Source organism: Pseudomonas sp. S1_G07, assembly GCF_054668565.1.
Genome location: NZ_CP162778.1, coordinates 5,566,927 through 5,593,296, shown reverse-complemented (window position 1 = coordinate 5,593,296; position 26,370 = coordinate 5,566,927). Strand labels below are relative to the sequence as shown.

Annotated in this window: 21 protein-coding genes, 1 tRNA gene and 3 pseudogenes; 17 read left to right on the top strand and 8 right to left on the bottom strand. The window is 56.7% G+C overall.

Features of this window, described 5'->3' with window-relative positions; all coding sequences use genetic code 11:
• The first annotated feature begins 7 nt into the window (after positions 1 to 7).
• From AB4O05_RS25435 to AB4O05_RS25385, 11 genes are all read left to right on the top strand, one after another.
• Positions 8 to 370 (top strand): DUF4398 domain-containing protein, encoded by a 363-nt coding sequence (locus tag AB4O05_RS25435; protein ID WP_460134684.1) that lies wholly within the window; start codon positions 8 to 10, stop codon positions 368 to 370.
• Positions 367 to 1,182 carry an OmpA family protein gene (locus tag AB4O05_RS25430; RefSeq protein WP_460134685.1) on the top strand — a complete coding sequence of 272 codons (816 nt, stop codon included), beginning with the start codon at positions 367 to 369 and terminating at the stop codon, positions 1,180 to 1,182. The genes AB4O05_RS25435 and AB4O05_RS25430 overlap by 4 nt, the downstream gene beginning before the upstream one ends.
• A 271-nt stretch (positions 1,183 to 1,453) precedes the next feature.
• Positions 1,454 to 2,893 carry an aminotransferase-like domain-containing protein gene (locus tag AB4O05_RS25425; RefSeq protein ID WP_094065029.1) on the top strand — a complete coding sequence of 480 codons (1,440 nt, stop codon included), beginning with the start codon at positions 1,454 to 1,456 and terminating at the stop codon, positions 2,891 to 2,893.
• A 93-nt stretch (positions 2,894 to 2,986) separates the two neighbouring features.
• Positions 2,987 to 3,475, top strand: a complete 489-nt coding sequence (locus AB4O05_RS25420; RefSeq protein WP_460134686.1) for a translation initiation factor 2 — start codon at positions 2,987 to 2,989, stop codon at positions 3,473 to 3,475.
• A gap of 163 nt (positions 3,476 to 3,638) precedes the next feature.
• Positions 3,639 to 3,893, top strand: a complete 255-nt coding sequence (locus AB4O05_RS25415) for a YkgJ family cysteine cluster protein (RefSeq protein ID WP_460134687.1) — start codon at positions 3,639 to 3,641, stop codon at positions 3,891 to 3,893.
• Between the two features lie 41 nt (positions 3,894 to 3,934).
• Positions 3,935 to 4,540 carry an START domain-containing protein gene (locus AB4O05_RS25410; RefSeq protein ID WP_460134688.1) on the top strand — a complete coding sequence of 202 codons (606 nt, stop codon included), beginning with the start codon at positions 3,935 to 3,937 and terminating at the stop codon, positions 4,538 to 4,540.
• A 103-nt stretch (positions 4,541 to 4,643) separates the two neighbouring features.
• A complete protein-coding gene (locus AB4O05_RS25405; RefSeq protein ID WP_460134689.1) occupies positions 4,644 to 4,880 on the top strand; it encodes a hypothetical protein in 237 nt (78 codons plus the stop codon).
• 213 nt (positions 4,881 to 5,093) lie between these two features.
• Positions 5,094 to 5,435 (top strand): ribonuclease E inhibitor RraB, encoded by a 342-nt coding sequence (locus AB4O05_RS25400; RefSeq protein ID WP_015885395.1) that lies wholly within the window; start codon positions 5,094 to 5,096, stop codon positions 5,433 to 5,435.
• Between the two features lie 451 nt (positions 5,436 to 5,886).
• On the top strand, positions 5,887 to 7,296 hold the full coding sequence (locus AB4O05_RS25395) for a circularly permuted type 2 ATP-grasp protein (protein ID WP_460134691.1): 1,410 nt from the start codon (positions 5,887 to 5,889) through the stop codon (positions 7,294 to 7,296).
• Positions 7,297 to 7,300: 4 nt separating this feature from the next.
• Complete coding sequence (locus AB4O05_RS25390) at positions 7,301 to 8,251, top strand: alpha-E domain-containing protein (protein ID WP_460134692.1); 951 nt, start codon at positions 7,301 to 7,303, stop codon at positions 8,249 to 8,251.
• The gene (locus AB4O05_RS25385; protein ID WP_460134694.1) at positions 8,248 to 9,051 is read left to right on the top strand and encodes a transglutaminase family protein; all 804 of its coding nucleotides are present in this window, start codon (positions 8,248 to 8,250) and stop codon (positions 9,049 to 9,051) included. The genes AB4O05_RS25390 and AB4O05_RS25385 overlap by 4 nt, the downstream gene beginning before the upstream one ends.
• A 152-nt stretch (positions 9,052 to 9,203) precedes the next feature.
• Here the strand turns inward: AB4O05_RS25385 and AB4O05_RS25380 are convergent, their stop codons facing one another.
• A complete protein-coding gene (locus AB4O05_RS25380; RefSeq protein ID WP_460134696.1) occupies positions 9,204 to 10,010 on the bottom strand; it encodes a c-type cytochrome in 807 nt (268 codons plus the stop codon).
• Positions 10,011 to 10,647: 637 nt separating this feature from the next.
• On the opposite strand from AB4O05_RS25380, the gene AB4O05_RS25375 reads away from it, so the two are divergent.
• The 3 genes from AB4O05_RS25375 to AB4O05_RS25365 all read left to right on the top strand — a co-directional run bounded on the left by AB4O05_RS25375 (position 10,648) and on the right by AB4O05_RS25365 (position 14,852).
• A complete protein-coding gene (locus AB4O05_RS25375; protein WP_460134697.1) occupies positions 10,648 to 11,853 on the top strand; it encodes an acetyl-CoA C-acetyltransferase in 1,206 nt (401 codons plus the stop codon).
• 16 nt (positions 11,854 to 11,869) lie between these two features.
• Positions 11,870 to 14,014 carry a 3-hydroxyacyl-CoA dehydrogenase NAD-binding domain-containing protein gene (locus AB4O05_RS25370; protein ID WP_460134698.1) on the top strand — a complete coding sequence of 715 codons (2,145 nt, stop codon included), beginning with the start codon at positions 11,870 to 11,872 and terminating at the stop codon, positions 14,012 to 14,014.
• A gap of 94 nt (positions 14,015 to 14,108) precedes the next feature.
• Positions 14,109 to 14,852 carry an amidotransferase gene (locus AB4O05_RS25365; protein WP_460164816.1) on the top strand — a complete coding sequence of 248 codons (744 nt, stop codon included), beginning with the start codon at positions 14,109 to 14,111 and terminating at the stop codon, positions 14,850 to 14,852.
• Here AB4O05_RS25365 and AB4O05_RS25360 read toward each other — a convergent pair.
• The 3 genes from AB4O05_RS25360 to AB4O05_RS25350 form a co-directional block, all read right to left on the bottom strand.
• The gene (locus AB4O05_RS25360; RefSeq protein ID WP_460134700.1) at positions 14,830 to 15,801 is read right to left on the bottom strand and encodes a magnesium and cobalt transport protein CorA; all 972 of its coding nucleotides are present in this window, start codon (positions 15,799 to 15,801) and stop codon (positions 14,830 to 14,832) included. The two genes, AB4O05_RS25365 and AB4O05_RS25360, sit on opposite strands and share 23 nt — an antisense overlap.
• Positions 15,802 to 15,904: 103 nt before the next feature.
• Positions 15,905 to 16,639 (bottom strand): lysophospholipid acyltransferase family protein, encoded by a 735-nt coding sequence (locus AB4O05_RS25355; protein ID WP_460134702.1) that lies wholly within the window; start codon positions 16,637 to 16,639, stop codon positions 15,905 to 15,907.
• A gap of 212 nt (positions 16,640 to 16,851) precedes the next feature.
• Positions 16,852 to 17,544: a crotonase/enoyl-CoA hydratase family protein gene (locus tag AB4O05_RS25350; RefSeq protein WP_460164815.1), complete on the bottom strand. Its 693-nt coding sequence runs from the start codon at positions 17,542 to 17,544 to the stop codon at positions 16,852 to 16,854.
• 319 nt (positions 17,545 to 17,863) lie between these two features.
• Between AB4O05_RS25350 and AB4O05_RS25345 the strand changes: the two genes are divergently transcribed.
• Positions 17,864 to 17,953, top strand: a tRNA-Ser gene (locus tag AB4O05_RS25345).
• Between the two features lie 242 nt (positions 17,954 to 18,195).
• Here AB4O05_RS25345 and AB4O05_RS25340 read toward each other — a convergent pair.
• On the bottom strand, positions 18,196 to 19,785 hold the full coding sequence (locus AB4O05_RS25340) for a hypothetical protein (RefSeq protein WP_460134703.1): 1,590 nt from the start codon (positions 19,783 to 19,785) through the stop codon (positions 18,196 to 18,198).
• A gap of 167 nt (positions 19,786 to 19,952) precedes the next feature.
• Positions 19,953 to 20,972: pseudogene (locus AB4O05_RS25335) on the bottom strand (tyrosine-type recombinase/integrase); the annotation flags it as partial.
• A gap of 128 nt (positions 20,973 to 21,100) precedes the next feature.
• Here AB4O05_RS25335 and AB4O05_RS25330 point away from each other — a divergent pair.
• Both AB4O05_RS25330 and AB4O05_RS25325 read left to right on the top strand, forming a co-directional pair.
• A pseudogene (locus AB4O05_RS25330) lies at positions 21,101 to 22,687 on the top strand (terminase ATPase subunit family protein); the annotation flags it as partial.
• 65 nt (positions 22,688 to 22,752) lie between these two features.
• Positions 22,753 to 23,205 (top strand): annotated as a pseudogene (locus tag AB4O05_RS25325) (phage portal protein); the annotation flags it as partial.
• A 559-nt stretch (positions 23,206 to 23,764) separates the two neighbouring features.
• Here the strand turns inward: AB4O05_RS25325 and AB4O05_RS25320 are convergent.
• Both AB4O05_RS25320 and AB4O05_RS25315 read right to left on the bottom strand, forming a co-directional pair.
• Positions 23,765 to 25,039 (bottom strand): helicase HerA domain-containing protein, encoded by a 1,275-nt coding sequence (locus AB4O05_RS25320; protein WP_460164814.1) that lies wholly within the window; start codon positions 25,037 to 25,039, stop codon positions 23,765 to 23,767.
• Positions 25,036 to 26,346, bottom strand: a complete 1,311-nt coding sequence (locus tag AB4O05_RS25315) for an SIR2 family protein (protein ID WP_460134705.1) — start codon at positions 26,344 to 26,346, stop codon at positions 25,036 to 25,038. The genes AB4O05_RS25320 and AB4O05_RS25315 overlap by 4 nt, the downstream gene beginning before the upstream one ends.
• Between the last annotated feature and the right edge of the window lie 24 nt (positions 26,347 to 26,370).

Sequence of the window (26,370 nt, the reverse complement as noted above, 5' to 3'; positions counted from 1 at the left end):
ATTTTCAGTGACTCTTCGACCTCTTTTCGCGGCCCTCGCCGTTGTCGTTCTGGCGGGATGTGCAGCCGATCCTGCGCCGAATGAACAAATACGTCTGACCCAGCAAGCCCTGGAACAAGCCAAAGCCGTTGGCGCCAATACCGATGAATCGCCCCAGCTGAAACTGGCCGAAGACAAATTCGTCCAGGCCAAGGCCGACATGGCCGACCAATCCTACAAGGACGCGCGGATGCAGGCTGAACAGGCCGAACTGGACGCGCGCCTGGCCGAAGCCCAAGTGCTGACCCGCAAGAGCCAGGAGCATCTGAACGTGCTCAACACCCGTATCACGCGGCTGCGCAAGCAATTGCAGCTGGGAGACGCCCAATGAACTCGATGATCCGTGGTTTGGGCTGTGCGGTGCTGCTGGGCAGCGCGGCACTGGGTGGCTGCGCCAGCCATCCCAACGGCGAGCAGGCTTTGCAGCAGGCCGGCAGCGACTTCCAAAAGGTCAAGGAAGACGCGAATGTGCTGCGTATCGCGCCCAAGGACGTGATTCGCGCCGGCGAATCCCTCGCGCGGGCCGATCGCCTGTCCAGCTACTGGGGCAGCGGCGCTGACGTTGTGCATTACGCCTACCTGAGCCAGCGCTACAGTGCCATCGCCCGTGAGCACACCGAAGAGGCGCTCAACCAGGAGCGGGCGATCAAGCTCGAATTGGAACGCCAGCGTCTGCAATTGGCCTTGCGCGAAAGCAAGCTGATCAGTGTGCAGCAACAGGGCAAATGGCTCGAAGAACAGATCGCCAGCCTGACCACTACCCAGACTGATCGTGGCCTGGTGATGACCCTGGGCGACGTGTTGTTCGATACCGGTGAAGCGGAGCTGAAAAACTCCGCCAACCGGACGGTGTTGAAAATCGTCCAGTTCCTGCAACTGAACCCCAAGCGCGTGGTGCGCATCGAGGGCTACGCCGACAACACCGGCGGTCAGCAGGAAAACCTCAAACTGTCGCGTGATCGCGCGCAATCGGTGGCCGACGTGCTGGTGGACCTGGGCGTCGATGAAAAGCGTATCCAGGTCGAAGGTTATGGCGACCAGTACCCGGTAGAAGCCAACGCCTCCGAGCGAGGCAGGGCGCAGAACCGTCGGGTGGAGATTGTGTTTTCTGACGAGAAGGGCCAGCTCGGCGCCGCTCGCTGAAGTCTTGCTCAGATCGAAAATGTGGGAGCGGGCTTGCTCGCGAAAGCGATGGTTCAGTCAACATCAATGTTTGCCGGGCCGACGTCTTTGCGAGCAAGCCCGCTCCCACATTTTTCTGTATACACCTGAATATTCTATCCGCCACCTCTACAGCTTTTGCTGTCACTCCCGCCCGCGCTCGACTATTGTGGCAACTGTCCCCGTACACTTCTAAACTGTGCTGGTATGTTTCACACAAAAATAAAATAGCCGTGAAATCGAGTGCTGCGTCATGACCAATCTGTTGCTTTACCAACGTATCGCCCAGCAACTGGCTGAGGATATCCGGCGCGGTGTCTATCAACCGGGTGAGCGTGTGCCTTCGGTGCGCAAGATGAGCTCCCAGCTCAATGTCAGCCACGCCACCGTACTGCAGGCCTACGCCAACCTGGAAGACCAGGGGTTGATCCGGGCGCGGCCGCAGTCCGGCTATTACGTGCACCAGACGCCCGCGCTCACCGCGCCGACGCCGGACATCGCGCGGGTCGAGCGCCCGGGGCTGGTCACCCGTAGCAGCATTATCCAGCAGGTATTGGGCGAGTCACGCCGTGAAGGTGTATTCCCGTTGGGCGCGGCGGTGCCGAGTGTCGACTATTTGCCGGTGCGCGCATTGCACCAGCAGTTGGCCAAGGTCACGCGCTTCCAGAGCCCGCGCGCCTTCAGTTATATGTTCAGCCCCGGTTTCGAGCCGTTGCGCCGCCAGGTGGCGATTCGCATGCGCGATGCCGGCGTGGTGGTGGACCCTTCCGAAGTGGTGATCACCCACGGTTGCGTCGATGCATTGCAGATGTCGCTACGGGTGCTGACGCGCCCCGGCGATCTGATCGCCGCCGAGTCACCGACTTATTACGGCTTGCTGCAACTGGCCGATCTGCTCGGCCTCAAGGTCATCGAGATCCCCAGCGACCCGGCCACCGGCATGAGCCTGGAAGCCCTGCAACTGGCGGCCAACCAATGGTCGATCAAGGCGCTGGTGTTGACCACGCGCCTGAGCAACCCCCTGGGCGGCACCATGCCCGAGGAGCGGCAGAAACACCTGCTGCGCCTGGCGTCGGATTTCGATATCCAGATAGTCGAGGATGATATCTACGGCGAACTGATGTTCGAGCTGGGTCGCACCAAGGCGCTCAAGGCCTACGACCGCCTGGATCGGGTGATCTATTGCTCGAGTTTCTCCAAGACCTTGTCGCCGGGCGTGCGTATCGGTTGGATGATTGCCGGCAAGTACCAGCAGGAAATCCAGCGCCTGCAAATGTTCAGTACCCATTCGGCGTGCAGCGTCACGCAGATGGGGGTCGCCGCTTACCTTGAGAACGGCGGCTACGACCGGCACCTGCGCTACATCCGCCAGGAATACCGCAAGAACCTCAGTGCGTTCCAGCTGGCGGTGCAACAGTATTTCCCCGAAGGCACCCAGATGACCCGCCCGACCGGCGGTTTTATCCTGTGGGTCAGTTTGCCGGGGCGGGTCAATACCCAGGAACTGCACGTGCGCGCCCTGCAACAGGGCATCAGCATCGCGCCGGGGTTGATCTTCAGTAACACCGAGCAGTTCAACCACTGTATTCGCCTCAACTGTGGCACGCCGTGGAACCGCGAGGCAGAGCGCGCGCTGATGACCCTGGGGATGCTGGCCAGCCAGTTGTGCCAGGAAACGGCGGCTGGCCTTTGAGGCACGCAAAGGACGTAACGCCGATCACCGCGCTTGTCATGCCGCGCACAACAAGCGAGCATATGGCCCTCTGCCGTTAATGCTGTAGGCAATATGACTTCGATTGTTCGCGCTGTGGTGGTGATTGGCCTGTTCAGCCTGTGCAACGTCAGCACAGCGCTGGCGGCAGCACCTGTGACTGAAGATAAGCCCGTCGCCAGCAGCCAGCAGACGCCCGCCGCGAAAAAAAGCGCCTCGGCCGAGCAAGCCGCCGCCGCGAAGAAAAAGGCCACGAAGAAAAAACGTGCGGCGACTGCGAAAAAGTCCAAGTCGGCCCAGGAAGTCGCACAGACCAAACTGCCACCGGCACAGTTGGACCTGTCACTGCCTTCGGACATGGTCAGGCATTTGCAGCCACTGGGCACGATGCCCCAGCCCAAGAGCGTCCCGTTGCTGCCGCCGATGTTTGGCGAAAAGCCGACCGACAACAGTGCTTTCCAGATCAACGGCCGCTTGCTCAGCAATGAGATGAAGCTGCAATTGCGTAACGAAGAACGACGCGAAGTCGAAGGCGCGGCGCTGGATTTCGAATTCAAACAGTAAACGTTTTCCTGTAAACGTGATCGGGTCGTCCGACCCTTTGTCGCAGACTGATCAGTCAGGTTTATGTTGTGCGAAAAAACCCTGTTACACCATTTTAAAACGGCTGTTTAAGGGCGTAATCTAGCCCGGCCATCCCTATTGAGTCGTCGAGGACCTGCTGGTCATGAATTGCCGTGAAGGCTGTGGCGCCTGCTGCATCGCCCCCTCCATCAGTTCGCCATTACCCGGAATGCCCAAGGGCAAACCGGCCGGTGAACGCTGCCTGCACCTGTCGGTCGAACACCTGTGCGAACTGTTCGGGCGCCCGGAACGACCGGCAGTGTGCAGTGATTTCAAGGCGGACATCGAGGTCTGCGGTACCGACCAGGCCGATGCGATCCGGTTGATCGGCTGGTGGGAGCAGATGACGGCGGCTTGATGGGCTTTACTATCGGAACTTCAACAATAAGGAATACAACAATGGGTTCGCTGAAACGAGTGGCTGTGCTGTGCGGTTTTACACTGTTGTTTGCTGTCACTGCCCAGGCTGAGGATTGGCAAATCGCCAAGGACGAAGACGGGATCAAAGTATCCCTGAGCGAAGTCGCCGGCTCCAAGTACAAGGCCTATCGCGGCGTGACCGTGATCAAGGCGCCCGTAGCCAGGATTGTTGCGTTACAGGAAGACGTGGCGGGCGCATGTTCCTGGATTCACGAATGCAAGTCGCAGAAACTGCTCAAGACCGAAGGTGACAAGAGCTGGACCTATACCCAATTCAACGCACCGTTCCCGGTGACCGATCGTGACTCCATCCTGGAGATCACCACCTCCAAGGCCGCCGACGGCAGCGTAACCCGCAAGCTGTTGGAAGTGCCGACCTATCAGCCGGAAGTCAAAGGCTACGTGCGTGTGGCTCAGGTTGAAGGTTTCTGGAAACTGGTGCCCAAAAGCGCCAACGAAACCGAAGTGACCTACCAGGTGCACACCGAACCAGGTGGCAGCGTGCCGTCGTGGCTGGCCAACAAGTTTGTAGTGGACGCGCCGTTCAACACGTTGAAAGCCTTGAAAGAACACGCTGAAAAGTAACCGTGGTTGATCCGGTGCCTCCTGACGTGAGTGGAACGTTTGCCAAGCCCACAAGGTCCAGATAGTTGTGAGCCCACACATGGGTTTTATCGAGGAGGCACCGATGCAAAAGTGGCAGATTACCTTCGTTGATGACCACGGCGTGCAGTCCGTGGAGCAGTTCGCCTGCGAACAAAAGCCCAGCCTCGAAGATGCAGCACATATGATTCGCAACAAGCTGGTGCCGGTCGCCGCAGAACTGGATCTCAATGACCTGGAGGGCCGTAAACCCGAACCCACGGTCAAAATCCTCAAAGACCAGAACAGTATCCAGATCCTCGACATTTCTCCCGCCGCCTGAATATTCCCTGTATGCCAACCAAGCGCCTCTGGTGGAGGTGATAGCTTCGCGCTACTCTGCAGATGAGATCAGCGAATGAATCGCTAAGGTCTGGTCTTGTCAGCTACATGCTTGTTTTCCATCGGTAAGGTCATTGCCGTAGTACCTACGCCAGTACGGCGTGGGCTTCGGGAAACACGGAAAGTCTATCCATCGGTTTGAGGAGGACGTTTCATGAGCACAGCCTATCAAGAAGACATCAGCACCAACGTCCTGCGCCGCATGAAAGAAGGCGGCTTCGATTTTTCACGTTTCCACCCCATCGAGTTCTACGCCATTTTCCCGGATGAGGAACGGGCGCGCAGGGCTGCGGGTGAGTTTCGTGGAGAATCCCTGAATGCCCAGGTCAGCGCGCGCGACGATGGCGCCTGGTACCTGGAGTTGAGCAAAATCATGTTCGCAACCTACGACGGCATAGGAGACTTCGAGCAAGACTTTGAAGCAGTGGTAGAGCCACTGGGTGGGATCATCGAAGGCTGGGGCGTCAAGCAGGAGGTGCGTGGGTTACCCATGTAGTGACATGACACACACAGCGTATCGGCTGGCCTTCGGGTCGGCCGATTTTGTTTGTGCGGCGGGAAAACCAGCCGGAGCGTGCGCGCCTGTTTTGCGCACCCCAAAAAAAGCCACCCAAAGTGGGTGGCTGAAGGGAAGACCGAGGAGCCGGTCGGTACACGAAGTGACACGGTACCGATGCAGCGAGGGGTGATGCTGTAGGACGCGTCCTGTTCAGCAGAGAGTTGCGATTATCCGCAGCCGCGGACGAGCAGTGAAATCAACTGTAGCTATGCTGTTGATAGTCAAAGCCCGCGTTACGATGAAGCAAGGGCGATGGCGCCGGGCGTTCCGCGCACCAGGACGGTGCGTTAACGTCCTCATATTTATTCAACTAATTGATTTATAAGTGTTTATGCCGATGGCACGGGCCTTGCGAAGGTTCTTGCGTCCAAGTGACAAGGAGTACGGCATGATCCGCACTTATTACGATGAAATGTATGACGGGGCAGGGCAGGTTCGCCCTCATTACCGTGAATTTGCCCGTTGGTTGGCCGACACCCCAGCGGAATTGCTGGCCCAGCGCCGGCGCGAAGCCGATTTACTGTTTCACCGCGCCGGGATCACCTTCACCCTCTATGGCGACGAACAAGGCACCGAACGCCTGATCCCCTTCGACACCATCCCGCGCAGCATTCCGGCGAGCGAATGGCGGATTGTCGAGCGCGGATGCATTCAACGGGTCAAGGCGCTGAACATGTTTCTCGCCGACCTGTACCACGACCAGCGCATCATCAAGGCCGGGATCATCCCCGCCGAACAGGTACTGGCCAACGAGCAATACCAGTTGGCGATGCAGGGTCTGAACCTGCACCGCGACCTTTATTCCCACATCTCCGGGGTCGACCTGGTGCGCGACGGTGACGGCACCTACTACGTGCTGGAAGACAACCTGCGTACGCCGAGCGGTGTCAGCTACATGCTCGAAGACCGCAAGATGATGATGCGCCTGTTCCCCGAGCTGTTCGCCGCCCAGCGCATCGCGCCGATCGACCACTACCCGAACCTTTTGCTCGACACCCTGAAAAGCTCCAGCCCCCTGGATAACCCCAGCGTGGTGGTGCTGACCCCGGGCCGTTTTAACAGTGCGTTCTTTGAACACGCGTTCCTGGCCCGGGAAATGGGTGTGGAACTGGTGGAAGGTGCCGATCTGTTCGTGCGCGATGACCGCGTGTTCATGCGCACCACCGATGGCCCCAAGGCGGTGGACGTGATCTACCGTCGCCTGGATGACGCGTTCCTCGACCCGCTGGCGTTCAACCCGGACTCCATGCTCGGCGTGCCCGGCCTGCTCGCCGCGTACCGCTCGGGCAATGTCGTGCTGGCCAACGCGATTGGCACCGGGGTGGCCGACGACAAGTCGGTGTATCCCTTTGTCACCGAGATGATCCGTTTTTACCTGGACGAAGAACCGATCCTTCAGAACGTCCCGACCTTCCAGTGCCGCAAGCCCGACGAATTGTCCCACGTGCTGGCCAACCTGCCGGACCTGGTGGTGAAGGAAACCCAAGGCTCCGGCGGCTACGGCATGCTGGTTGGCCCGGCGTCCACAACGGCGGAAATCGAAGCCTTCCGTGCGCGTATCAAGGCCAAGCCCCACGCTTATATCGCACAGCCGACCCTGTGTTTATCCACCTGCCCGACCTTCGTCGACAACGGTATCGCCCCGCGCCATATCGACCTGCGGCCATTTGTGCTATCCGGCAAGGAAACCCGCGTGGTGCCGGGCGGCCTGACCCGCGTGGCATTGCGTGAAGGTTCGCTGGTGGTCAATTCGTCCCAGGGCGGCGGGACCAAAGACACCTGGGTGGTCGAGGACTGATGCCATGTTGAGTAGAACTGCCTCGGATTTATACTGGATGTCGCGCTATCTGGAGCGCGCCGAAAACCTGGCGCGCATGCTCGATGTCAGCTATTCGCTGTCGCTGATGCCCCAGGATGGGCGCGGCGATGGCCTGCACGAATTGGCCATGCCGCTGCTGATCACCGGCACCTTGGAGGATTACCGCGAGCGCCACGGTCCATTGCATGCCGAACGCCTGCTGCATTTCTTTGCCCTCGACGCGGCCAACCCGGCCAGCATCTACAGCTGCCTCGGCGCCGCGCGCGCGAGTGCCCATGCTGTGCGTGGGCGAATCACCGCTGACATGTGGGAAAACATCAACGCCACGTGGCTGGAAATTCGTGACATCGCCCAGCAAGGCCTCAGCCGCTATGGCATGAGCCGTTTCTGCGAGTGGGTCAAGGAGCGCTCCCATCTGTTCCGGGGCGCCACCTACGGCACCATCATGCGCAACGATGCCTTCCGTTTCATTCGCCTGGGCACCTTTATCGAACGGGCCGACAACACCCTGCGCCTGCTGGACGCGCGTTACGAAATGGCCGGCGACCAGGCGGAGGCGGTCACCGACGGCACGGCCCATGCCTACTATCAGTGGAGCGCGTTGTTGCGCGCGCTGTCGTCATTCGAGGCCTACACCGAGATCTATCGCGATGCGCCCGGCGCCCGGCAAGTGGCAGAGCTGTTGCTGCTGCGCGCCGATGTACCGCGCTCGCTGCGGGCGTGCAGCGAAGAAATCGACCAGATCCTCGCCAGCCTGCCCGGCCTCAACGGCCGACCGGCGCAGCGCCTGGCTGCCGAGATGGATGCGCGCCTGCGCTTCACCGCCATCGACGAAATCCTCGAGGAAGGCCTGCACGCCTGGCTGACCGACTTTATCCCTTTGGTCCGCCAGTTGGGCGACGCCATCTACAGTTCCTACCTGGAGGCGGCATGAGACTCTCCATCAGCCACGAAACCACCTACCACTACGAAGACCAGGTGCGCGCCAGCATCCAATACCTGCGCCTTACGCCCCACGACAGTGAACGCCAGCACGTGCTCAGTTGGCAGTTGGACCTGCCACGCCCGGTGCGCGCGCAAGTGGACCCGTTCGGCAATATCCTGCATGTGTTGACCCTGGACGAACCCCACGACGCCATCATCATCGGCGCCCGTGGCCAGGTGGATATCGACGAGTTGCGCGAGGCCGAGCATGAAAGCCAATCGGCGTTTCCATTCCTGCGTTGCACACGCCTGACCGAGCCGGACGATGCCCTGCGGGGCTTTGCCGAACAGCACTGTCATCAGCGCCGCGATCGCACGGCCTTGATCGACCTGATGCACGCCCTCAACCAGGTGATGGTCTACACACCTGGCGCCACCGAAGTCGACACCAGCGCCGCTCAGGCCTTCGCTGGCGCCGCCGGCGTGTGCCAGGACCATACCCATGCATTCCTGGCCTGCGCGCGCAGCCTGGGGATTCCGGCACGATACGTGTCGGGGTATTTATACAGCGAAGACAGCACGCACCTGGCCAGCCATGCCTGGGCCGAAGCCTGGCTGGATGACGCCTGGTACAGCTTTGACGTGACCAACCAATTGGCCCGGCCGGAGCGCCATCTCAAACTGGCGGTGGGCCTGGATTACCTCGACGCCTGCCCGGTGCGCGGCATGCGCCGTGGTGGTGGGCATGAGCAAATGCATGCCAAGGTGTTCGTGGCGCCGACGCCGATGATCTCAGTGCAGCAGCAATAAGCGCTGCAGGGCAGGGGGGCGTGTTGTGGTGAGCGGAAAGCGCAGATCCCTTGTAGGAGTTGGCTTGCCTGCGATGGCGATGGGTCAGTTGGCATAGGGGTCTACTGACCCACCGCCATCGCAGGCAAGCCAGCTCCTACAGAGGATCCCGCTCAGGGCTGCTGTTTGCGCCCCGCCATGTGCTGCAGATACCCCACCAGCAACTCCAGCTCGTTGTCAGGTAACACACTGGCAGCGAACGCCGGCATCTTCGCCTGTGGCCAATGCCGCACACTTTGCGGATCGCGGATATAGCGCTTGAGAAAATCCCCCGAGAAATATTCCGTCGGGTTGTAGGGAACATTCAAATCCGGCCCCACTTGCGCGTCGCCCGCACCGTTGAGACGGTGGCAGGCCAGGCAGTTTTTCTGGAACAGCGCAAAGCCTTTGTTGATGGGGTCATTCGCCGCCAGTGTCGGGTCGGGCAGCAGTGCCGGAAAACGCTCGGCCACGGTCTTCAATTGCTTGATCCGGGCAACCTGGAACGGCCACTGCTCAGGGCTGATGTGCCCGGCTTGCGGGTCGGTCCACACCAGGTAGAAGGGCCCGGCACTCGGTTTCCCCTCGCCCAGCGCGGGCCACGGATGGGCGGGATCTTCCACCGCCAGCCAGGCGCGGGCGCCGTGTTTTTGCAGCAGCGGTGCGGCGGTGAGTTCGGCGGCAAAGCCATCGAGGGCAACGGCTTGCAAGTGGTTGTCCGGTTGGAGGCCCGGTAGGAGTACCGCCAGGGGCACTGCGCGATAGGTCATAGTGCGCTTGTAGGAAACGTCATCGACGATCCGCACGGTCTGCGCGTCCGGGTGCTTGAGCAGGTCGGCGGTCTGCCAGGTCTTGCTGGCATGATCCAGTTCGATACTCAACTGCGCCGCATAAACGGGCAAGGCCAGCAGTATGGCGATAAATGCGAAGATCGATTTCAAGACGAAGGCCCGTATTGAGTGGTGACAGGGCTCACGATACCGGAAAAACACAGGTAAAAAGGCAGCCCCTGCAACAGGATCGTTATGCACGAAGTCCCGGCAGGTGCTGCCAAAACGCTGTAATCCTGATGCACGGAATACGGAGGATGTGGGATCACCCAATAACCTTGGTCAAGTTGGGCAAGATCAGAATCAGTGTGGTGGCGAACAGAATGAGTCCCGCCTGACGTACTTTCGAATGTTTGAACATGGCTGACTGCCTTTTGTTGTTATTCCTGAGCGTCAAATGCGTGCCGATTTTCAGTATCGCAATGTGACGTGTCACTTTTCTTACAGTCGCTCCAGCAAAACCCGGCAGCAACCTCCTAGTGATTGAACCTTAGAGCCCTCGTTCTTCGCGGCTTAGATCCATTTAGTATGAGTTAATCAATATTTCAGCTTAAAAAGGCATGAGGCATAACGCCATCTTGACGCCAATGCCTTGGCTAGACCGCTAAAACGATTAATCAGGTGATTCGCTTAGGAGCCTACCGTTCGTCCGAGCGAGGGGGTCAAAAGCAATGAGCGCATCCGTCATTGAAACCGTGTCAATCGGGCCTAAGGTAAGGGCACTACAGCGCAACGGTTCGAGAATGTCATGACCCAAGCTTTGATCTTTGATGCGATACGCACGCCCCGTGGCAAAGGCAAGGCCGATGGTGCCTTGTACAGCGTCAAGCCGGTAAGCCTGGTGGCGGGCCTGCTCACGGCGCTGGCGCAACGCAGCGATCTCGACACCCGGCAGGTGGATGACATCGTGCTCGGCTGTGTCACCCCGTTGGGCGATCAAGGCGCGGATATCGCCAAGACCGCCGCACTGGTGGCGGATTGGGCCGTCAGCGTGGCCGGCGTACAGGTCAACCGCTTTTGCGCCTCGGGCCTGGAAGCGGTGAACCTGGGCGCGATGAAAGTGCGTTCCGGCTTTGAGGACCTGGTGGTGGTCGGTGGGGTCGAGTCCATGTCCCGCGTGCCCATGGGCAGCGACGGCGGCGCCTGGGTGCTCGACCCGCATACCAATCTGCACAGCCACTTCACGCCCCAGGGGATCGGTGCGGACCTGATCGCCACCCTGGAAGGGTTCACCCGTGAAGACGTCGATAGCTTTGCCCTGCAGTCCCAGCAGAAAGCGGCCAGGGCCCGTGCTGACGGTTCCTTCAACAAGTCGCTGATTGCAGTGCAGGACCAGAACGGCATCGTGTTGCTGGACCACGACGAATTCATCCGTGGCGACTCCACCCTCGAAGGCCTGGGCAAGCTCAAGCCCAGCTTCGAGATGATCGGGCAAATGGGCTTCGACGCCACCGCGCTGCGGGTCTACAGCCATGTGGAGCGCATCCATCACGTGCACACACCGGGCAACAGTTCCGGCATTGTCGACGGTGCCGCGCTGATGTTGATCGGTTCCGAAGCCCGTGGCCGCGAGCTGGGTTTGCAACCACGGGCGCGCATCGTCGCCACGGCAGTGACCAGCACCGACCCGACCATCATGCTCACCGGCCCCGCGCCGGCCACCCGCAAAGCCTTGGCCAAGGCCGGTTTGCGCGTGGAGGACATCGACCTGTTTGAAGTCAACGAAGCCTTTGCCTCCGTGGTGCTCAAGTTCATCAAGGACATGGGCATCGACGCCGCCCGGGTCAACGTCAACGGCGGTTCCATTGCCATGGGCCATCCCCTGGGCGCCACCGGCTGCGCGATCCTCGGCACCCTGCTCGACGAACTGGAGGTGCGCCAGCAGCGCTATGGCCTGGCCACCTTGTGTGTCGGCGGTGGCATGGGCATCGCCACCATTATCGAACGCCTCTGAGCCCAAGGACATTGTCATGACCCAAGCCATTCGTTACGAAAAAGGCCAGGACCGGATCGTGGTGCTGACCCTCGACATGCCCGGCCAGAGCGCCAATACCATGAATGCGGCGTACCGCGAGGCCATGGCGGCCACCGTCGCACGCCTGGAAGCGGAAAAGGACGACATTGCCGGTGTGGTGATCACCTCGGCGAAGAAGACCTTTTTCGCCGGCGGCGACCTCAATGAACTGATCCAGGTCGACAAGGCCCACGCCAAGGATTTCTACAACGGCGTGCGGGTGTTGAAAGCGCAACTGCGGCGCCTGGAAACCCTCGGCAGACCAGTGGTGGCCGCGATCAATGGCGCGGCCTTGGGCGGCGGCTGGGAGATTTGCCTGGCGTGTCATTACCGCATCGCGCTGGCGGATCAATCGGTGCAGATCGGTCTACCGGAAGTCACCCTGGGCCTGTTGCCCGGTGGTGGCGGCGTGGTGCGCATGGTGCGCATGCTCGGCCTGGAAAAAGCCTTGCCGTATCTGCTCGAAGGCAAAAAAGTGCGGCCGCAACAGGCGCTGCAAGCCGGCTTGATCGATGCGCTGGCGGCGAACCGCGATGAGCTGCTGGCCCAGTCCCGCGCCTGGATTCTCGCCAACCCCGAGGCCAGGCAGCCGTGGGACACCCCAACCTATCGGCTCCCCGGCGGCACACCGTCGAGCCCCAAAATCGCACAGATGCTGGCGATTGCGCCGTCGATCCTGCGCAGCAAAACCAACGGCTGTTTCCCGGCCCCGGAGAAAATCCTCTGCGCCGCCGTCGAGGGCGCCCAGGTGGATTTCGACACCGCGCACCTGATCGAAACCCGCTACTTCACCGAGCTGGTCACCGGGCAAGTGGCGAAGAACATGATCGGCACCTTCTGGTTCCAGCTCAATGAGATCAACGCCGGCCGCTCACGCCCTCAGGGCTTTGCGCCCTATGTGACGCGCAAGGTCGGCGTGCTCGGCGCAGGGATGATGGGCGCGGGCATTGCCTATGCCAGCGCCAGTGCGGGGATCGACGTGGTGCTTAAAGACCTCAACCTGGCCGCCGCCGAAAAGGGCAAGGCACACTCGGCGGCGCTGTTGGATAAGAAGGTCAGCCGTGGGCAACTCACCGCCGAACAGCGGGAAACCACCCTGGCGCGAATTCATCCTACGCAGGATGACGCCGACCTGGCTGGCTGCGACCTGATCATCGAAGCCGTGTTCGAAGACCGTGACCTCAAGGCCAAGGTTTCGGCGGCGGCACATCGCGTGGCGGGCCCTGATGCGGTGATCGCCTCTAATACGTCCACCCTGCCCATCAGTGGCCTGGCCAAGGCGGTACCGGACCCAGGCAAGTTTATCGGCCTGCACTTCTTCAGCCCGGTGGACAAGATGCCGCTGGTGGAAATCATCCGGGGCGCCCACACCGCTGATGAAACCCTGGCTCGGGGTTTCGACTTCGTCCTGCAAATCAAGAAAACCCCGATCGTGGTCAATGACAGTCGTGGCTTCTTCACCTCGCGGGTGTTCGGCACCTTCACCCAGGAAGGCATTGCCATGCTCGGCGAGGGCGTGGCCGCGCCCATGATCGAGACCGAGGCACGCAAGGCCGGTATGCCCGTGGGGCCGCTGGCGGTGTCGGATGAAGTGTCCCTGAGCCTCATGAGCAATATCCGACAACAAGCGGCCAAGGATCTGCAGGCCGAAGGTAAAAACGTGCCGACACATCCGGCGACAGCGGTCATTGACCTGCTGGTTAACGAGTACAAGCGGCCGGGCAAAGCGGCAGGTGGCGGGTTTTATGAATACCCCCATGGCGGGCAGAAGTACTTGTGGCCCGAACTGAGAAGCCGTTTCGAACAGCCCGACCAGCGAATTTCGCCCCAGGATGTGCGCGACCGTTTGCTGTTTATCCAGGCCATCGAAACCGTGCGCTGTGTGGAGGAGGGCGTGCTGATGTCCACCGCCGACGCCAACGTGGGATCGATCTTCGGCATTGGTTTTGCGGCGTGGAGTGGTGGCGCGTTGCAGTTTATCAACCAGTACGGGTTGAACGATTTCATCGCCCGCGCCCGTTACCTGGCCGAGCAGTACGGGGAGCGTTTTGCGCCGCCGCTGTTGCTGCTGGAGAAAGCGGCACGGAACACGACGTTCTGACGGTTTTGGGTATGCGCGGGGCTTGCCTTGACAGGGTGTTTCAAGGCAGGCTCTGAGGTGTTCAATATTCCCATCGCCGTGTCAGGTATTTTTTATGTCGCTACGCGTCTGCATCCTGGAAACCGATATCCTGCGTCCAGGCTTGATCGATCAGTACCAAGGTTACGGGCAGATGTTCAAGCGCCTGTTCTCCAAGCAGCCGATTGCCGCCGAATTTGTCGTCTACAACGTGGTGCAGGGCGAATACCCCTCGGACGATGAGGTATTTGACGCCTACCTGGTCACGGGCAGCAAGGCCGACTCCTTCGGTACCGACCCTTGGATCCAGACCCTCAAGGCCTACTTGCTCAAGCGCTACGAGCGTGGCGATAAATTGCTCGGCATCTGCTTCGGTCACCAACTGCTCGCATTGCTGCTCGGCGGCAAGGCTGAACGCGCGAGTAAAGGCTGGGGCATGGGCATCCACGACTACACGCTCGACGCCAAGGCGCCATGGATGAGCCCCGAGGTGCCGGAACTGACTCTATTGATCAGCCACCAGGACCAGGTCACCACATTGCCCAAAGGTGCCACGGTGATCGCGTCCAGCGAGTTTTGCCCGTTCGCCGCGTACCACATTGGCGACCAGGTGCTGTGCTTCCAGGGGCACCCGGAGTTTATCCACGACTATTCCCGCGAGCTGTTGGAGATTCTTCAGACCACCTTGGGTGAAAAGGTCTACACCAACGGCGTCGCCAGCCTGGAGCGCGAGCACCACGGCGTCACCGTGGCGGAATGGATGATGCGTTTTGTCGCCCACAAGCCCGAGGCCGAGGTTACAACCAGCCCGAGCGCTTGAAGCTGGCCCACAGGCCCGTGCAACCTGTCGCGATAAACCCGAGCACCGCAAAATAGCCGTAGTGCCATTGCAGCTCGGGCATGTTCTGGAAGTTCATCCCGTAAATCCCGGCCACCGCCGTGGGGAACGCCAGGATCGCTGCCCACGCGGCGAACTTGCGCTGCACCACGCTCTGGCGCGAGGCCTCGAGTAACACACCGATTTCAATGGTCTGGCTGGCGATATCGCGCAGGGTGGTGAGGTCTTCCATCTGCCGTGTCACGTGGATCTGCACGTCGCGGAAATACGGGCGCATATTCTTGTCGATAAACGGGAAGCTCAGTTTCTGCAGTTCCTGGCTGATCTCCACCATCGGCGCCACATAACGCTTGAGCCGCAGCACATCGCGGCGCAGGCCGTGGATCTTCTGGATATCGCGCTCGCTCAGCGAGCTGCACAGCACGTTGTGTTCCAGTTCATCGATCTCGGCGTGGATCGCCTCGCTCACCGGCTGGTAGTTTTCGGTGACGAAATCCAGCAGCGCATACAGTACGAAATCTTCCCCATGCTCCAACAGCAACGGCCGCGCCTCACAGCGCTGACGCACAAAACCGTAGGACGCCGAGTGGCCGTTGCGCGCCGTGATGATGTAGCCGTTACCGGCAAAGATATGGGTTTCGATAAACACCAGCTTGCCGTTCTCGCGCACCGGTGAGTAGGTGACGATAAACAACGCATCGCCAAAGGTTTCCAGCTTGGGGCGGCTGTGTTTTTCCAGGGCGTCTTCAATGGCCAGTTCATGCAGGTTGAACTGGCGTTGCAGGTTGGCCAGCTCCTGGGCGTTGGGTTCCTCCAGGCCGATCCACACAAAATGGCCGGGTTTGGCGGCCCAGGCCGCGCCTTCGTCGAGGGTGATATCAGTGACTTTCTTTCCGGCGCTGTAGACCGCGGCCGCGACAACTCTACCCATGGTGCTGATTCGCTTCTTATTAGGAGAACAGATGTTGGGCAGCTTAGCGTGAAAGGCGTTCCGTTGAGGGCGTGGCGCCTGCGAGATTTCTGTGGCGAAAAAGCTACAAAGGTCTAGAAGCGGTTTGCAGCTCGCGGTCCATCTGCGCAATGCATTCATCCATCTGCGCCTGGCAGGCCTGCACCAAGGCTGGGACGTCATCCGACGTCATGCCGGAGGTGGGAATCGGCGCCAACGAGCGTATGAGCACATCACCGCTGTTCCAGCGATTCAGCTTCATATGCGTGACGTAATTGCTCACGCACACCTGCACGATGGGCACACCCGCCGCAATCGCCATATGGAACGCGCCTTTCTTGAACGGCAGCAGGCCCTTGCCCAGGTTACGCGTGCCTTCCGGGAACACCCAGATCGACGTGTCCTTGCGCTGCAACGTGCGCGTGGTGGTGAGCATGGCGCGGCGCGCCTTGTGCGCATTGCCCCGGTCGATCAGCACATTGCCTGCCAGCCAAAAGAGCTGGCCGAACAGTGGTACCCACTTCAGGCTCTTTTTGGCAATGCACACGGTGCGATGGGGCACCACGGTGCCCAACACAAACAGGTCATAGTTGGACTGATGGTTGGCAATGACCACGCAGGTGCCGGGCTTGTTGCGCAGGGAGCCCACCTCGGCCTTCACCTTCAAGCCCAGGATGCGCATGGCCGGCACCGCATAAAGGCGGGCGCACAAGCGGCTGTTATCCGGATTGAACGGCCGGCATAGACCGATCAGCACGCCCAGCCCACCCGCGACCACAAAGTGCAGGCCCATCAACAACATACGCAACAGAAAAAGCATCGCCACGGCCCATCGAGACAAAAGGTGGCGCAGTGTACGGACGTGCACTGTATTCGGCAATTGCCCCTGAATAGGTAGGAGATAGCCGATGTTTAAGTGCATGTTTCAACATGCAGCGATACTGGCTGGCTAGAGCGGCTAAAGATATTTCGGTTTTGTTTGTAAGAAAAAGCCCAGCGCAGGGCCGGGCTCAGGTGTTCAGGTTGCAGGACTTAACTCAGGATATGGCCCTGATCCTGAATGATCGCCTCGTCCAGCGCTTCCAGCAGGGCCTTACGCACTTTCAGCTTGGTGTGCTTGTGGGCATTCATGTTGAGCTTCTTCAACTGCCGTGCCGCTTCCATCGCCGCCGTGTGCAGTTCTTCAGGCGCCACCACCTTATCGAGGAAGCCGGCCTGCAAGGCGCCCTGCGGGTCGAACATCTCGGCATTGATCACCGAGCGATGAAACGCCGACTTGCGCAGGCGGTCGCGCGCCAACTCGATACCGGCATGGTGCATGGTCATGCCGATCGCCACTTCATTCAGGCCAATGCTGAACGGGCCTTCCACGCCAATCCGATAATCCGCCGACAACAGCAGGAACGCGCCCTTGGCCACCGCATGTCCAGGGCACGCCACAATCACCGGGAACGGGTGGGACAACAGGCGACGCGCCAGCGTCGAGCCCGACGTCACCAGGCTAATGGCCTCTTTAGGGCCGGCCGTCATCACCTTCAAGTCATAACCCCCCGAGAGTATCCCCGGCGTACCGGTGATCACCACCACCGCGCGGTCTTTCTCGGCCTGGTCCAGCGCTGTATTAAACGCACTGACCACCTCGGGAGAAATGGCATTCACCTTGCCGTTGCTCAGGGTCAGGGTCGCGATACCGTCTTCGAGGTGGTAAGCCATCAACTCACTCATGACGCGGTTCCTTGTAGGACTTGTTATAGAAGAATGCAGCAGACGTTACCCACCACGCCCGCCCTGGTAAAGCGCCGTGACTGACTGGCCAGTCAGGCTTTTCCCGCCTACCCGCCAGCAAGCGCCCGCAGCAGGGCCTATGGCCCAGCCTGGACCATCGCCATCCATGCCCGAGATTGGCACAATCACCGCCCTGCGCCAGGCCTATTCCGGCATAACCGTCTAAGCGCATGAAAATTCTGAAAAAAACCTTTGCCATCAGAAAAGCTTTCGACTACATTAGCGCGCCTCGACAGACTGAACTGGTTTGACGAGATACGGTGAAGTGTCCGAGTGGCTTAAGGAGCACGCCTGGAAAGTGTGTATACAAGAAATTGTATCGAGAGTTCGAATCTCTCCTTCACCGCCAAATTTGAAACGACTAAACCCCTGAAAACGTTAAAGTTTTCAGGGGTTTTGTGTTTTCAGAGGGGCGAAAAAGGCTCATATGGGAACACTTATGGGAATGCCGGATCTTGTCTTGCGCGAGGTCTAGCTGTTCAGTGGGCTGTGTTGAAGCATCCAATCAAGACGGTCAGCGGGGTCATGCCGCTTGAGGTGTTTGCGCTGGAGAGCGGTTCCAAGCAAAGGCAGGGAGTAATAAGTGTTCGTCTAGAGCCCTGAGATAACCTTAGGCTCGGGTTTTTGATGTAGCCGCAATTTCTGAAGAAACTCGGTGGCAAGATTGACTGTAGGGCGAGACGAATTATGGCTCTCTATTGAACGTGTGATTTCTTCTGTGAGTAAGTCAATATTAAGAAGTTCAATATTTGACGCTGTTTTGTATAGCGGTTTTCTTTCATTTGGTATAATTGCATACTTCCCGTCGGTCGTGAAAATCTCTCCCGAAAAAATTGTCAATTCTATAAAGACGTATCCCCCCATCTGAAAGTTACACACGTGGAAGCAGTCTACGTTTGTTCCTTGTTCAATATCCTCTTCCGACGAAAACGTAATACGGATAACGTCTAGCCTGTCACTGATTAGTAGGTCAAGCGCCCGCACTTGATAGTGAATTCTTCCAAGTTCTGAGTTTGTCAATGATAGAGGTGTGTCGAGCTCGTAATAGTTTTTTATTTTTAATGCTTTTTCCAGTAATTCGATTTCCGCTGAGCAATCTGGAAACGATTCGCCCGATTGTAATTTTAGATCCGATGTTAAATTTTTAAAGTTGAAAGTAATTCGGATTTTTTCTGGGGCTGAAAGCATTTGTGTTAGCTTGAACATTTTAAGGGTGTCTTCGATGGGGAACTGATCAAGCAAGTGAGTTTTTATGGTGATGTTAAAAGACTTTCCATAATTATTTATGTTCAGCTCAAAGCTGTTGGCGACCATTCTGACTTTGCGGAATTCTTCAGGGATCCAGGAGTTGAAGGGGCTGCGGAAGAGATCTATAGGGAAAGTCAGTGAACGGCCAGTTGTTGTATCTCGAAAAACTAACGAGCCCTTTTCACTAGGTGCTACGTCTGGCATGGAAAGCAGTGCTGTATCACTGAGTAGATTGGATTTGTTTGAAAGTGTTCCAAATCGAAGTGTCGAACTGAAAACGTTCTCAACTTCAATAATCTCATTTTTTCCGAGTGAGATATCAATTAGCTTTTTAAGTTGCTCGTCTCCGCTGATTGAAAATTGAAATTGGTACTTGCCGTTTTCAAAGCCTACAGAGTTTAGATGCTTGATTTTGTTCTCTACATAGATCGAATTCGAAGGGCCTATGTGCGCCAGAATCATTTTTTTTAGGTTTGAAGCGGACAGCGGAAGTACTTCATCAATAAAATTAAGTCGCATATATTTTTTATTGAGTTTTACGGTTTGGTCTTTAGACTTTAGGTCTGAAACTCTCTTCAAGATTTTTTCTGATAGGTCGTGATCAATATGGAGCAAATATGCCCTCGTCGGGGATTCACCGCTTTCGAATTCTAGTAGGACATAAAATGTCGCCAGCGCTGATGTTGCCATCTTTTTTAAGTTTGAAAGTTCGACGTCTACTGTTCGCTTTACACCATCGGTAGATTTAACTTGGATTTTTGTCTCTATAAGCCCTTCATGCAGTGACAATGGATCATACTCTTCTGGGGTTTCGTCGATTTCAACAAACACATCCCAGCCATTCTGATCGGTTTCGGAACCGTTCGCTGTCATCCCTGCCGCTGCGCACCACGCACCGAAGAATCTTTCCCCTGCTTTGCCCATGTCTCTCATTTTCGCCTCCATTGCCTATTTTTTTGAGGGGATGTGCTATGCCCGCTAATCTAAAAATACCCATACAAAATATCGCAATGATAAATGGATTCCTCCACCTCTCGCTGAGGAGCAGTGTTGCATCTCAGGCAAATAAAGCCATACAGAGCGTTGATTACTTCCACGGGCTACAAACGCAGTGCATTTTGCAGCATCCCGATGACGTCGGGGCCGTCCTCGTTGATCCACATGCCGTAGTGCTGCCGGATCATATTCGCGCTGGTGTGGCCCATCTGCTCCGCGATCCAGTCCACCGAAGCCACGCCGGTGGTGAGCAACTGGCTCGCGTAAGTGTGTCGGCACTGGCCAGGTCCGCGATAACGAACGCCGGCCGCTTTCAAGTGCGCTTTGAAGAACCTGTCCCTCACGACAAAGTCGCTGACATGCGGCAGGCCGCTCTTGGTGTTCAGGAATACAAAGTGCAGCTTGTGCTTGCGGACGGTTTTATTGTCCCGCTCAACGATGTCGACCGTGTCCACAGTCTTGAGCTGGTTGATGGCGTCCAGTTTGCGCAGTGCATCCCACGCGGGCTCAAGCAGACGCACTTTGCGCGTAGAGCGCCGGGTTTTGGTCACGCGGTAGGCCCCGCGCACCTTAGACCGGCGGAAAGTCACTGTCCCCTGTTTCAAATCGACATCCTCCCAGGCCAGAGCAATGGTCTCCGACACACGTGGGCCTGCCCAAATCATGAATTGCACCATCAACAGCTCTTGGGTCCGGCTGGTGGGTGTTTCGAGGATCTGCTTGATTTCCGCCCTGGTGAACGGGTCCGGCGCTTCTGGGTCGGGCAAGCGCACGAACAACCCCTCGGTTGGGTCGTGTGCGACCTTCTTCCGTGTGCGGTACAGACGGAACACCTGGCGTACATTGCTGATGATGTCGCGGATGGTCTTGTTATTCAGCCGCTTCGACAGCGGCCCCTGAATCCACTCTTGCAGGTCCAGGTGGTCAATCTGATCGATCTGAACGTCACCCCAGCGCGGTCGCACATGGACCTCAGCCTTATTTTTGTACCCGCGAAATGAGGTCGCGGCCACGCTGTTGCTCTTGATGGTCAACCATAGGTCCAAGTAGTGCCCAAAACTGTTTTCGGCCAGCTTGGTGGACTCGGGAAAGTGCCGGCGGTAATCGAAGGTAGCGCCCTCGACGGCGACGCGGAACCAATTACTGCGGAATTTCTTCATGCCGGGAATCCTCAATGCGTTGGGCGCTAAGTGCGTTGCAATGAGGGGCATGGTCGTGACGCGCGCGAGTTGCGGCAACGGGACGGGATTGTATCGGCGGGGCGCTGGAAGCGCGTTTGGTGCAGTTGATCCTCAAGGAAGGCAAGAGCGGCGGGGACTTCAAAGAGATCGACCTGCTGCACCGGCAGTTGGAGCGGCAGGCCCGCATCCAGCGCTTCCAGGGTGGCGGTACCGAAACCGAACTCAACCCCAACCTCGCAAAACGCAACGAAGGGTCGAAGAAAAAGACCCCGAAAAACGACATCAGCGAAGACCAGATCGAGCTGCTGCGCGAAGCGTTTATCGATGGGTGTTTCGACTACCAGAAAGACTGGCACCGGGCGGGCAATCAGCGCACCCGAGTTATCCTCAAGAGCCGGCAGATCGGCGCCACCTACTACTTCGCCCGAGAGGCTTTTATTGATGCGCTGGAAACCGGGCGCAATCAGATTTTCTTGTCGGCGTCGAAGAATCAGGCCTACCTGTTCCGTGGGTACATCCAGGCGTTTGCCCGTGAGGTCATCGGCGTCGAGCTGACCGGTGATCCCATCGTGCTGCCGAACGGCGCCGAATTGTTTTTTCTCGGTACCAACGCGCGCACGGCCCAGGGCTACCACGGCAATTTCTACTTCGACGAATTCTTCTGGACGTTCAAGTTTGAGGAGCTGAACAAGGTTGCATCGGGTATGGCGATGCACAAGAAGTGGCGCAAAACCTACTTCTCGACGCCGTCGACCATGGCCCATGAGGCCTACACCTTCTGGACGGGCGAGCGCTTCAACAAGGGCAAGCCGGCGGCGCAACACACTAAAGTCGACGTATCCCACGGGGCGCTCCAGCAGGGTAGGTTCTGCGAAGACCGGTTGTGGCGACAGATCGTCACCATCCTTGATGCGGAGCAGGGCGGTTGCGACCTGTTCGACATTGAAGAACTGCGGCGGGAGTACAGCCCGGAAGCGTTCGCCAACCTGCTCATGTGCGAATTCGTCGACGACGGCGCGAGCATTTTCCCGCTGACGGTGTTGCAGCCCTGCATGGTCGACAGCTGGGTCGAATGGGCCGAGGACTACAAGCCGTTTGCCATGCGGCCGTTCGGTGACCGCCAGGTGTGGGTTGGGTATGACCCGGCGGAAACCGGCGATTGCTCGGGCCTGGTGGTGGTCGCACCGCCTTTGGTACCAGGGGGCAAGTTCCGGGTGCTGGAGCGTCACCAATTCCGAGGCATGGACTTCGCTGCGCAGGCGAGCGTGATCAAAGCCGTCTGCGACCGCTACTGGGTGACGTACATCGGTATTGACGTCACCGGTCTCGGTAGCGGCGTGGCGCAGCTGGTGCGCCAATTTTTCCCCAATGTCACCACGTTCAGCTATTCGCCTGAGGTCAAGACCCGCCTGGTGCTAAAGGCCTACGACGTGATCCACCGGGGGCGGCTGGAGTTTGACGCCGGCTGGACCGACATGGCGCAGTCGCTGATGGCGATCCGCAAGACCATCACCGCAGGCGGTCGCCAATTTACCTACACCGCCGGCCGCAACGACAACACCGGCCACGCCGACCTGGCATGGGCGCTCTTTCACGCATTGCACAACGAACCGCTGGAGGGGCAGACCACTGCCAATACCGGGCGGATGGAGATTTTTGATGTCGAACCGCCGCAGAAATACCAAGCAGTTGGCCCAGGCGCCCGTCGTGGCAACGCAGGACTTTTCGCCGCAAGTATTACGAGAACGGCAGCCATGCCGGCTTCATCCTCTACATGACCGACGCCGCGCAGAACGAAGCGGACGTCGATTCACTGCGCAAGGCGCTGAAAGACTCCAAGGGGCCTGGCAACTTCCGCAACCTGTTCGTGTACTCGCCGAACGGCAAAAAGGACGGGTTGCAGATCATCCCGGTAAGCGAAGTGACGGCCAAGGATGAATTCAACTCGATCAAAAACCAGACCCGCGACGACGTGTTGGCCAGCTTACGCATTCCGCCGCAGTTGATGGGTATCGTGCCGCAGAACGCGGGCGGGTTTGGATCAATCAGGGAAGCGGCGCAGATTTATGCTGCCAATGAACTGGAGCCGATTCAGGCGCGCATGGCGCAAGTGAATGACTGGCTCGGGGAGGAGGTCGTGCGCTTCAAGCCCTATGAAATTCCCGTGGGGGCCTAACACGCCCTGCGCAGTTGGCGAGTCGACGGTTCGGTACAAGACATTTCTATGCGGATAAAGGGTTATGCCGGAGGTGTCCGCCATAGCTCCTCAAGATTGACATCATCGCTGCTCGGTCGGTGGCCCTGGAGCAGCGGATCAATTTTTAGAATCATGGGGAGGTCAAATGCTGTTCCGGTGACTACGCAACAGCCCTTGGCGAGGGTGGGTATCAAAGCCTTAGAGGAGGAGTCGAGTGTGCTTATAGTATTGTCCAGCAGCATAAGGTCACGATCGTTGACGAGTCGGTGTATGAAAAAATTATGAATCTGAGAGACAATTGTGGGTGAAATATCGGCGGGTCGTTGACTTGATAGTGTTAGGTAAACTCCGTACTTCCTCCCCTCTTTAATGATTTCTTCAAAAAGTTCAAGTCGATAGTCTTTCCAGATTTCGTGCTCACGAGTGGACTGATCAGACAAGATGTTGTGGGCCTCATCAATAATAATATGAAGTGTCCGATTCGGAGGGCTTTGCAAAGTCTCTGAGTCTTTATGGTTTATATAGTAGTTCTTGGCAATTAACAGGGGCAGGATTTTTTTACTTCGTTTTTACATTTTTTTAAAGAAATAACATGCAGAAGTGATGGGGCGGGTGGGATGTCTACTGTTTTTAATACGTTGCGAAGTGCCGAAATTGACGACTTTGCTCGTGAAATTACAGGTTGAATATGCTCGTATTGTGCATAGCCCAAGACAACATCCGAGCAAAGCTGAAGATAACACCGGAGGATCAACTCGCTGAACTGATCCATGTTTTTTATGTCGATGTAGTCAAGTAGCGGTTTCAGATGTTGTTCGAAGCCGTCGCTATCAGAGTTGTAGTAGTTTCCATATGCATCCCTAAAATATTTTTTCTGCGCATTGTAAACGATGCCTTTCAGGTGTTCTTGCAACGGTTCGCACTCAAGGATTCTTGCGATTTCCCGACTCAATTCAAGTGCGTCTGGTTTTGGTTCGCTAGCACTAAAGGCTTTTTCAAATGTTCTCTCAATGAAACGCTCAAGTGAGACGTTTTTGAACCGCTCTCTGCCAGTCAGCACTCGCCTTAAAAAAGGTTGTTGGGTGTTTGTGGTTGCTTGGAATAGTAGGCTAAGAGTTTCTGCGTCCCAGAAGTGTATGGATTCAATTGGAAACTTGTGGCCCGCTTTCTTGTTGTTTAGGATGGTTATCTTTTTTTCTTTGGCGGGAATTATCTGGTCTTCTGTGTATTCACCGTTAAAATCAATAATAACGAACTGGCTTCTATTTTTTAAAGCATCAATTTTTTCGCTGAATAGAGTTGTGTAAAGTTTTGCAAGTGTATTTGACTTGCCGCTACCGGTATTGCCAAAAATTCCAATGTGACTGTTGAATATCTTTGTCCACGGCAAATTGATCGGCACGTTCTCTTTCAGCATGCACCCTATGGAAAAGGAGCTAACTCCTTCGGCTCCATAAATTTTGGCAACCATAAGTTCACTAAGGAGATATGCTTTGTCTCTGATCATCGGCATAAATTTTATGCCCTCAAAGAAAGTGTCATCCATGATATAGCCAATTGGACGAACATCAACCTTTCTTATGTACAGAGTTTTTTCTGCATCGGTGTCCAACTTTCGTTCATCGAGATATTCGCCCTCAATTAGGCAAACAATATCGATGAAACCGCGTTGTATCGTGATGTGCTCTCTAAGTGAAACTCCCCTGTATCTGACTCCGTCAAAAAAAATTGTCTCGTGGTTTGAGTCCTCAAATATTCGTAGAGATATGCGAACTCCCGAAACGGCTATAACCTCCCCTACAACGATGCTCATACGAACTCCTCTTCTTCAGGGGGAACGTAGCGCTGCGGTTTCAATGAGAAAATATATTTGTTGAAGTTGGTGAAGTCGAGTTTTTCTCCGTCAGGTGGGGAAATAATTGTAACGTTCTTCCAGAGTTTAAATTCTTCTACAAGGTTTTCCGCGCTTCTCTTACTGTAGCAGCAAATAAAAGTTTGAAGTTGTGGGTTTGCGAGCGAGCGCTGTATCAGTTTAAGAATATGTTCGTCCGCGAATGAGAAGCCGAAGGCAATGAGGATTGAGTTTGGTTTTTCAAGTTCGTAACTAAGAAGTCTCAGCATTTGATAGTAGTGTTCTTCAAATACGGTTTCGTGAAACTTCCATTTTGTGGGGTTTACGATGGGAAGTTTATTGTAAGAGTTCCAGAAGTTATTTCGCTGCTGTGAAGTAAATGCTACATTTGGGATTTTTGTTGTGATTCCACCTTCAGTTGTCAGGTAGTCAGAAAATTTTTGTATCTTTGACAATGTTCTAGGATGGATTAGATTGTCGAAGTTGTTTTTATATTCAACCTCGATTTTTTCGCCGCTTTTTGACCAGTAGACTGATCCGTGGAGGTGAATAAGGTTTATCTGCGGGATTCCATAATGGGATCGCTCAAATATTCCTGTCTGGCATTGAAATGTACTGAAGTTTTTAGCGTGCAATAGTTTTTTATGAAAGCCCGATGTTCCGTCGTTTATGACGAAGTCATGAGATCCCTTGGCTAGTATGTTATCGGCACTGTGTGCCAGACAGCCATCGTAGTTTGTCGTGAAGATGTTTATTTTTCTGTTGAGGTCTTTTCTTCTATCAAGCAGGCCTAAGGTAGTTGTTAAAAACTCCTCGTAATTTTTTAGATTTTTCCGGCCCGCTATATCTTTAACTTTTTTGGGTGAAAAGTTTTGAACCGGATAAATGCATGTATTGTAATAATGCATAAATATAGCGGTGTGTCTGTCAGCCCATCCAGAGTGTGCTGTCGCAAGCGTCTCTATAGTCTGCCATTTGCCCAGTGGGCATTTGATCTTTAAGGCCAGTGTTGGAAATAAATCCGCAGAAGCACCGGACCCTAATAGGATGTTGATGTTTTTGTTATAGACATCTAATGGCTCAATCGCCGTAAACATATGCGCCCCTATTATTGATTTCCATAAAAATAGAGCTTTAACAACGCAACCATCTACTACCCTTGACGGCTCAACTGTGAGTCGTATAGACGACGTCAGGGTTAAGCGACCTCGCGATGTTGTCGGAAAAGCGCTCTGCACCTTTCTTTCAGCCCTTTCAGTGGGCCGCATAACCTTGTCCGAAGGTAACCCACT

Excerpts from the sequence above, each read along its gene's own strand:
- AB4O05_RS25385 (WP_460134694.1), top strand. The coding sequence starts at position 8,248 with ATGAGACTCTCCATCAGCCACGAAACCACCTACCACTACGAAGACCAG.
- AB4O05_RS25315 (WP_460134705.1), bottom strand. The coding sequence starts at position 26,346 with ATGCGGCCCACTGAAAGGGCTGAAAGAAAGGTGCAGAGCGCTTTTCCG.
- AB4O05_RS25370 (WP_460134698.1), top strand. The coding sequence starts at position 11,870 with ATGACCCAAGCCATTCGTTACGAAAAAGGCCAGGACCGGATCGTGGTG.
- AB4O05_RS25365 (WP_460164816.1), top strand. The coding sequence starts at position 14,109 with ATGTCGCTACGCGTCTGCATCCTGGAAACCGATATCCTGCGTCCAGGC.
- AB4O05_RS25360 (WP_460134700.1), bottom strand. The coding sequence starts at position 15,801 with ATGGGTAGAGTTGTCGCGGCCGCGGTCTACAGCGCCGGAAAGAAAGTC.
- AB4O05_RS25395 (WP_460134691.1), top strand. The coding sequence starts at position 5,887 with ATGATCCGCACTTATTACGATGAAATGTATGACGGGGCAGGGCAGGTT.
- AB4O05_RS25350 (WP_460164815.1), bottom strand. The coding sequence starts at position 17,544 with ATGAGTGAGTTGATGGCTTACCACCTCGAAGACGGTATCGCGACCCTG.
- AB4O05_RS25400 (WP_015885395.1), top strand. The coding sequence starts at position 5,094 with ATGAGCACAGCCTATCAAGAAGACATCAGCACCAACGTCCTGCGCCGC.
- AB4O05_RS25430 (WP_460134685.1), top strand. The coding sequence starts at position 367 with ATGAACTCGATGATCCGTGGTTTGGGCTGTGCGGTGCTGCTGGGCAGC.
- AB4O05_RS25415 (WP_460134687.1), top strand. The coding sequence starts at position 3,639 with ATGAATTGCCGTGAAGGCTGTGGCGCCTGCTGCATCGCCCCCTCCATC.
- AB4O05_RS25320 (WP_460164814.1), bottom strand. The coding sequence starts at position 25,039 with ATGAGCATCGTTGTAGGGGAGGTTATAGCCGTTTCGGGAGTTCGCATA.
- AB4O05_RS25355 (WP_460134702.1), bottom strand. The coding sequence starts at position 16,639 with ATGCTTTTTCTGTTGCGTATGTTGTTGATGGGCCTGCACTTTGTGGTC.
- AB4O05_RS25340 (WP_460134703.1), bottom strand. The coding sequence starts at position 19,785 with ATGAGAGACATGGGCAAAGCAGGGGAAAGATTCTTCGGTGCGTGGTGC.
- AB4O05_RS25390 (WP_460134692.1), top strand. The coding sequence starts at position 7,301 with ATGTTGAGTAGAACTGCCTCGGATTTATACTGGATGTCGCGCTATCTG.
- AB4O05_RS25410 (WP_460134688.1), top strand. The coding sequence starts at position 3,935 with ATGGGTTCGCTGAAACGAGTGGCTGTGCTGTGCGGTTTTACACTGTTG.
- AB4O05_RS25405 (WP_460134689.1), top strand. The coding sequence starts at position 4,644 with ATGCAAAAGTGGCAGATTACCTTCGTTGATGACCACGGCGTGCAGTCC.
- AB4O05_RS25425 (WP_094065029.1), top strand. The coding sequence starts at position 1,454 with ATGACCAATCTGTTGCTTTACCAACGTATCGCCCAGCAACTGGCTGAG.
- AB4O05_RS25420 (WP_460134686.1), top strand. The coding sequence starts at position 2,987 with ATGACTTCGATTGTTCGCGCTGTGGTGGTGATTGGCCTGTTCAGCCTG.
- AB4O05_RS25375 (WP_460134697.1), top strand. The coding sequence starts at position 10,648 with ATGACCCAAGCTTTGATCTTTGATGCGATACGCACGCCCCGTGGCAAA.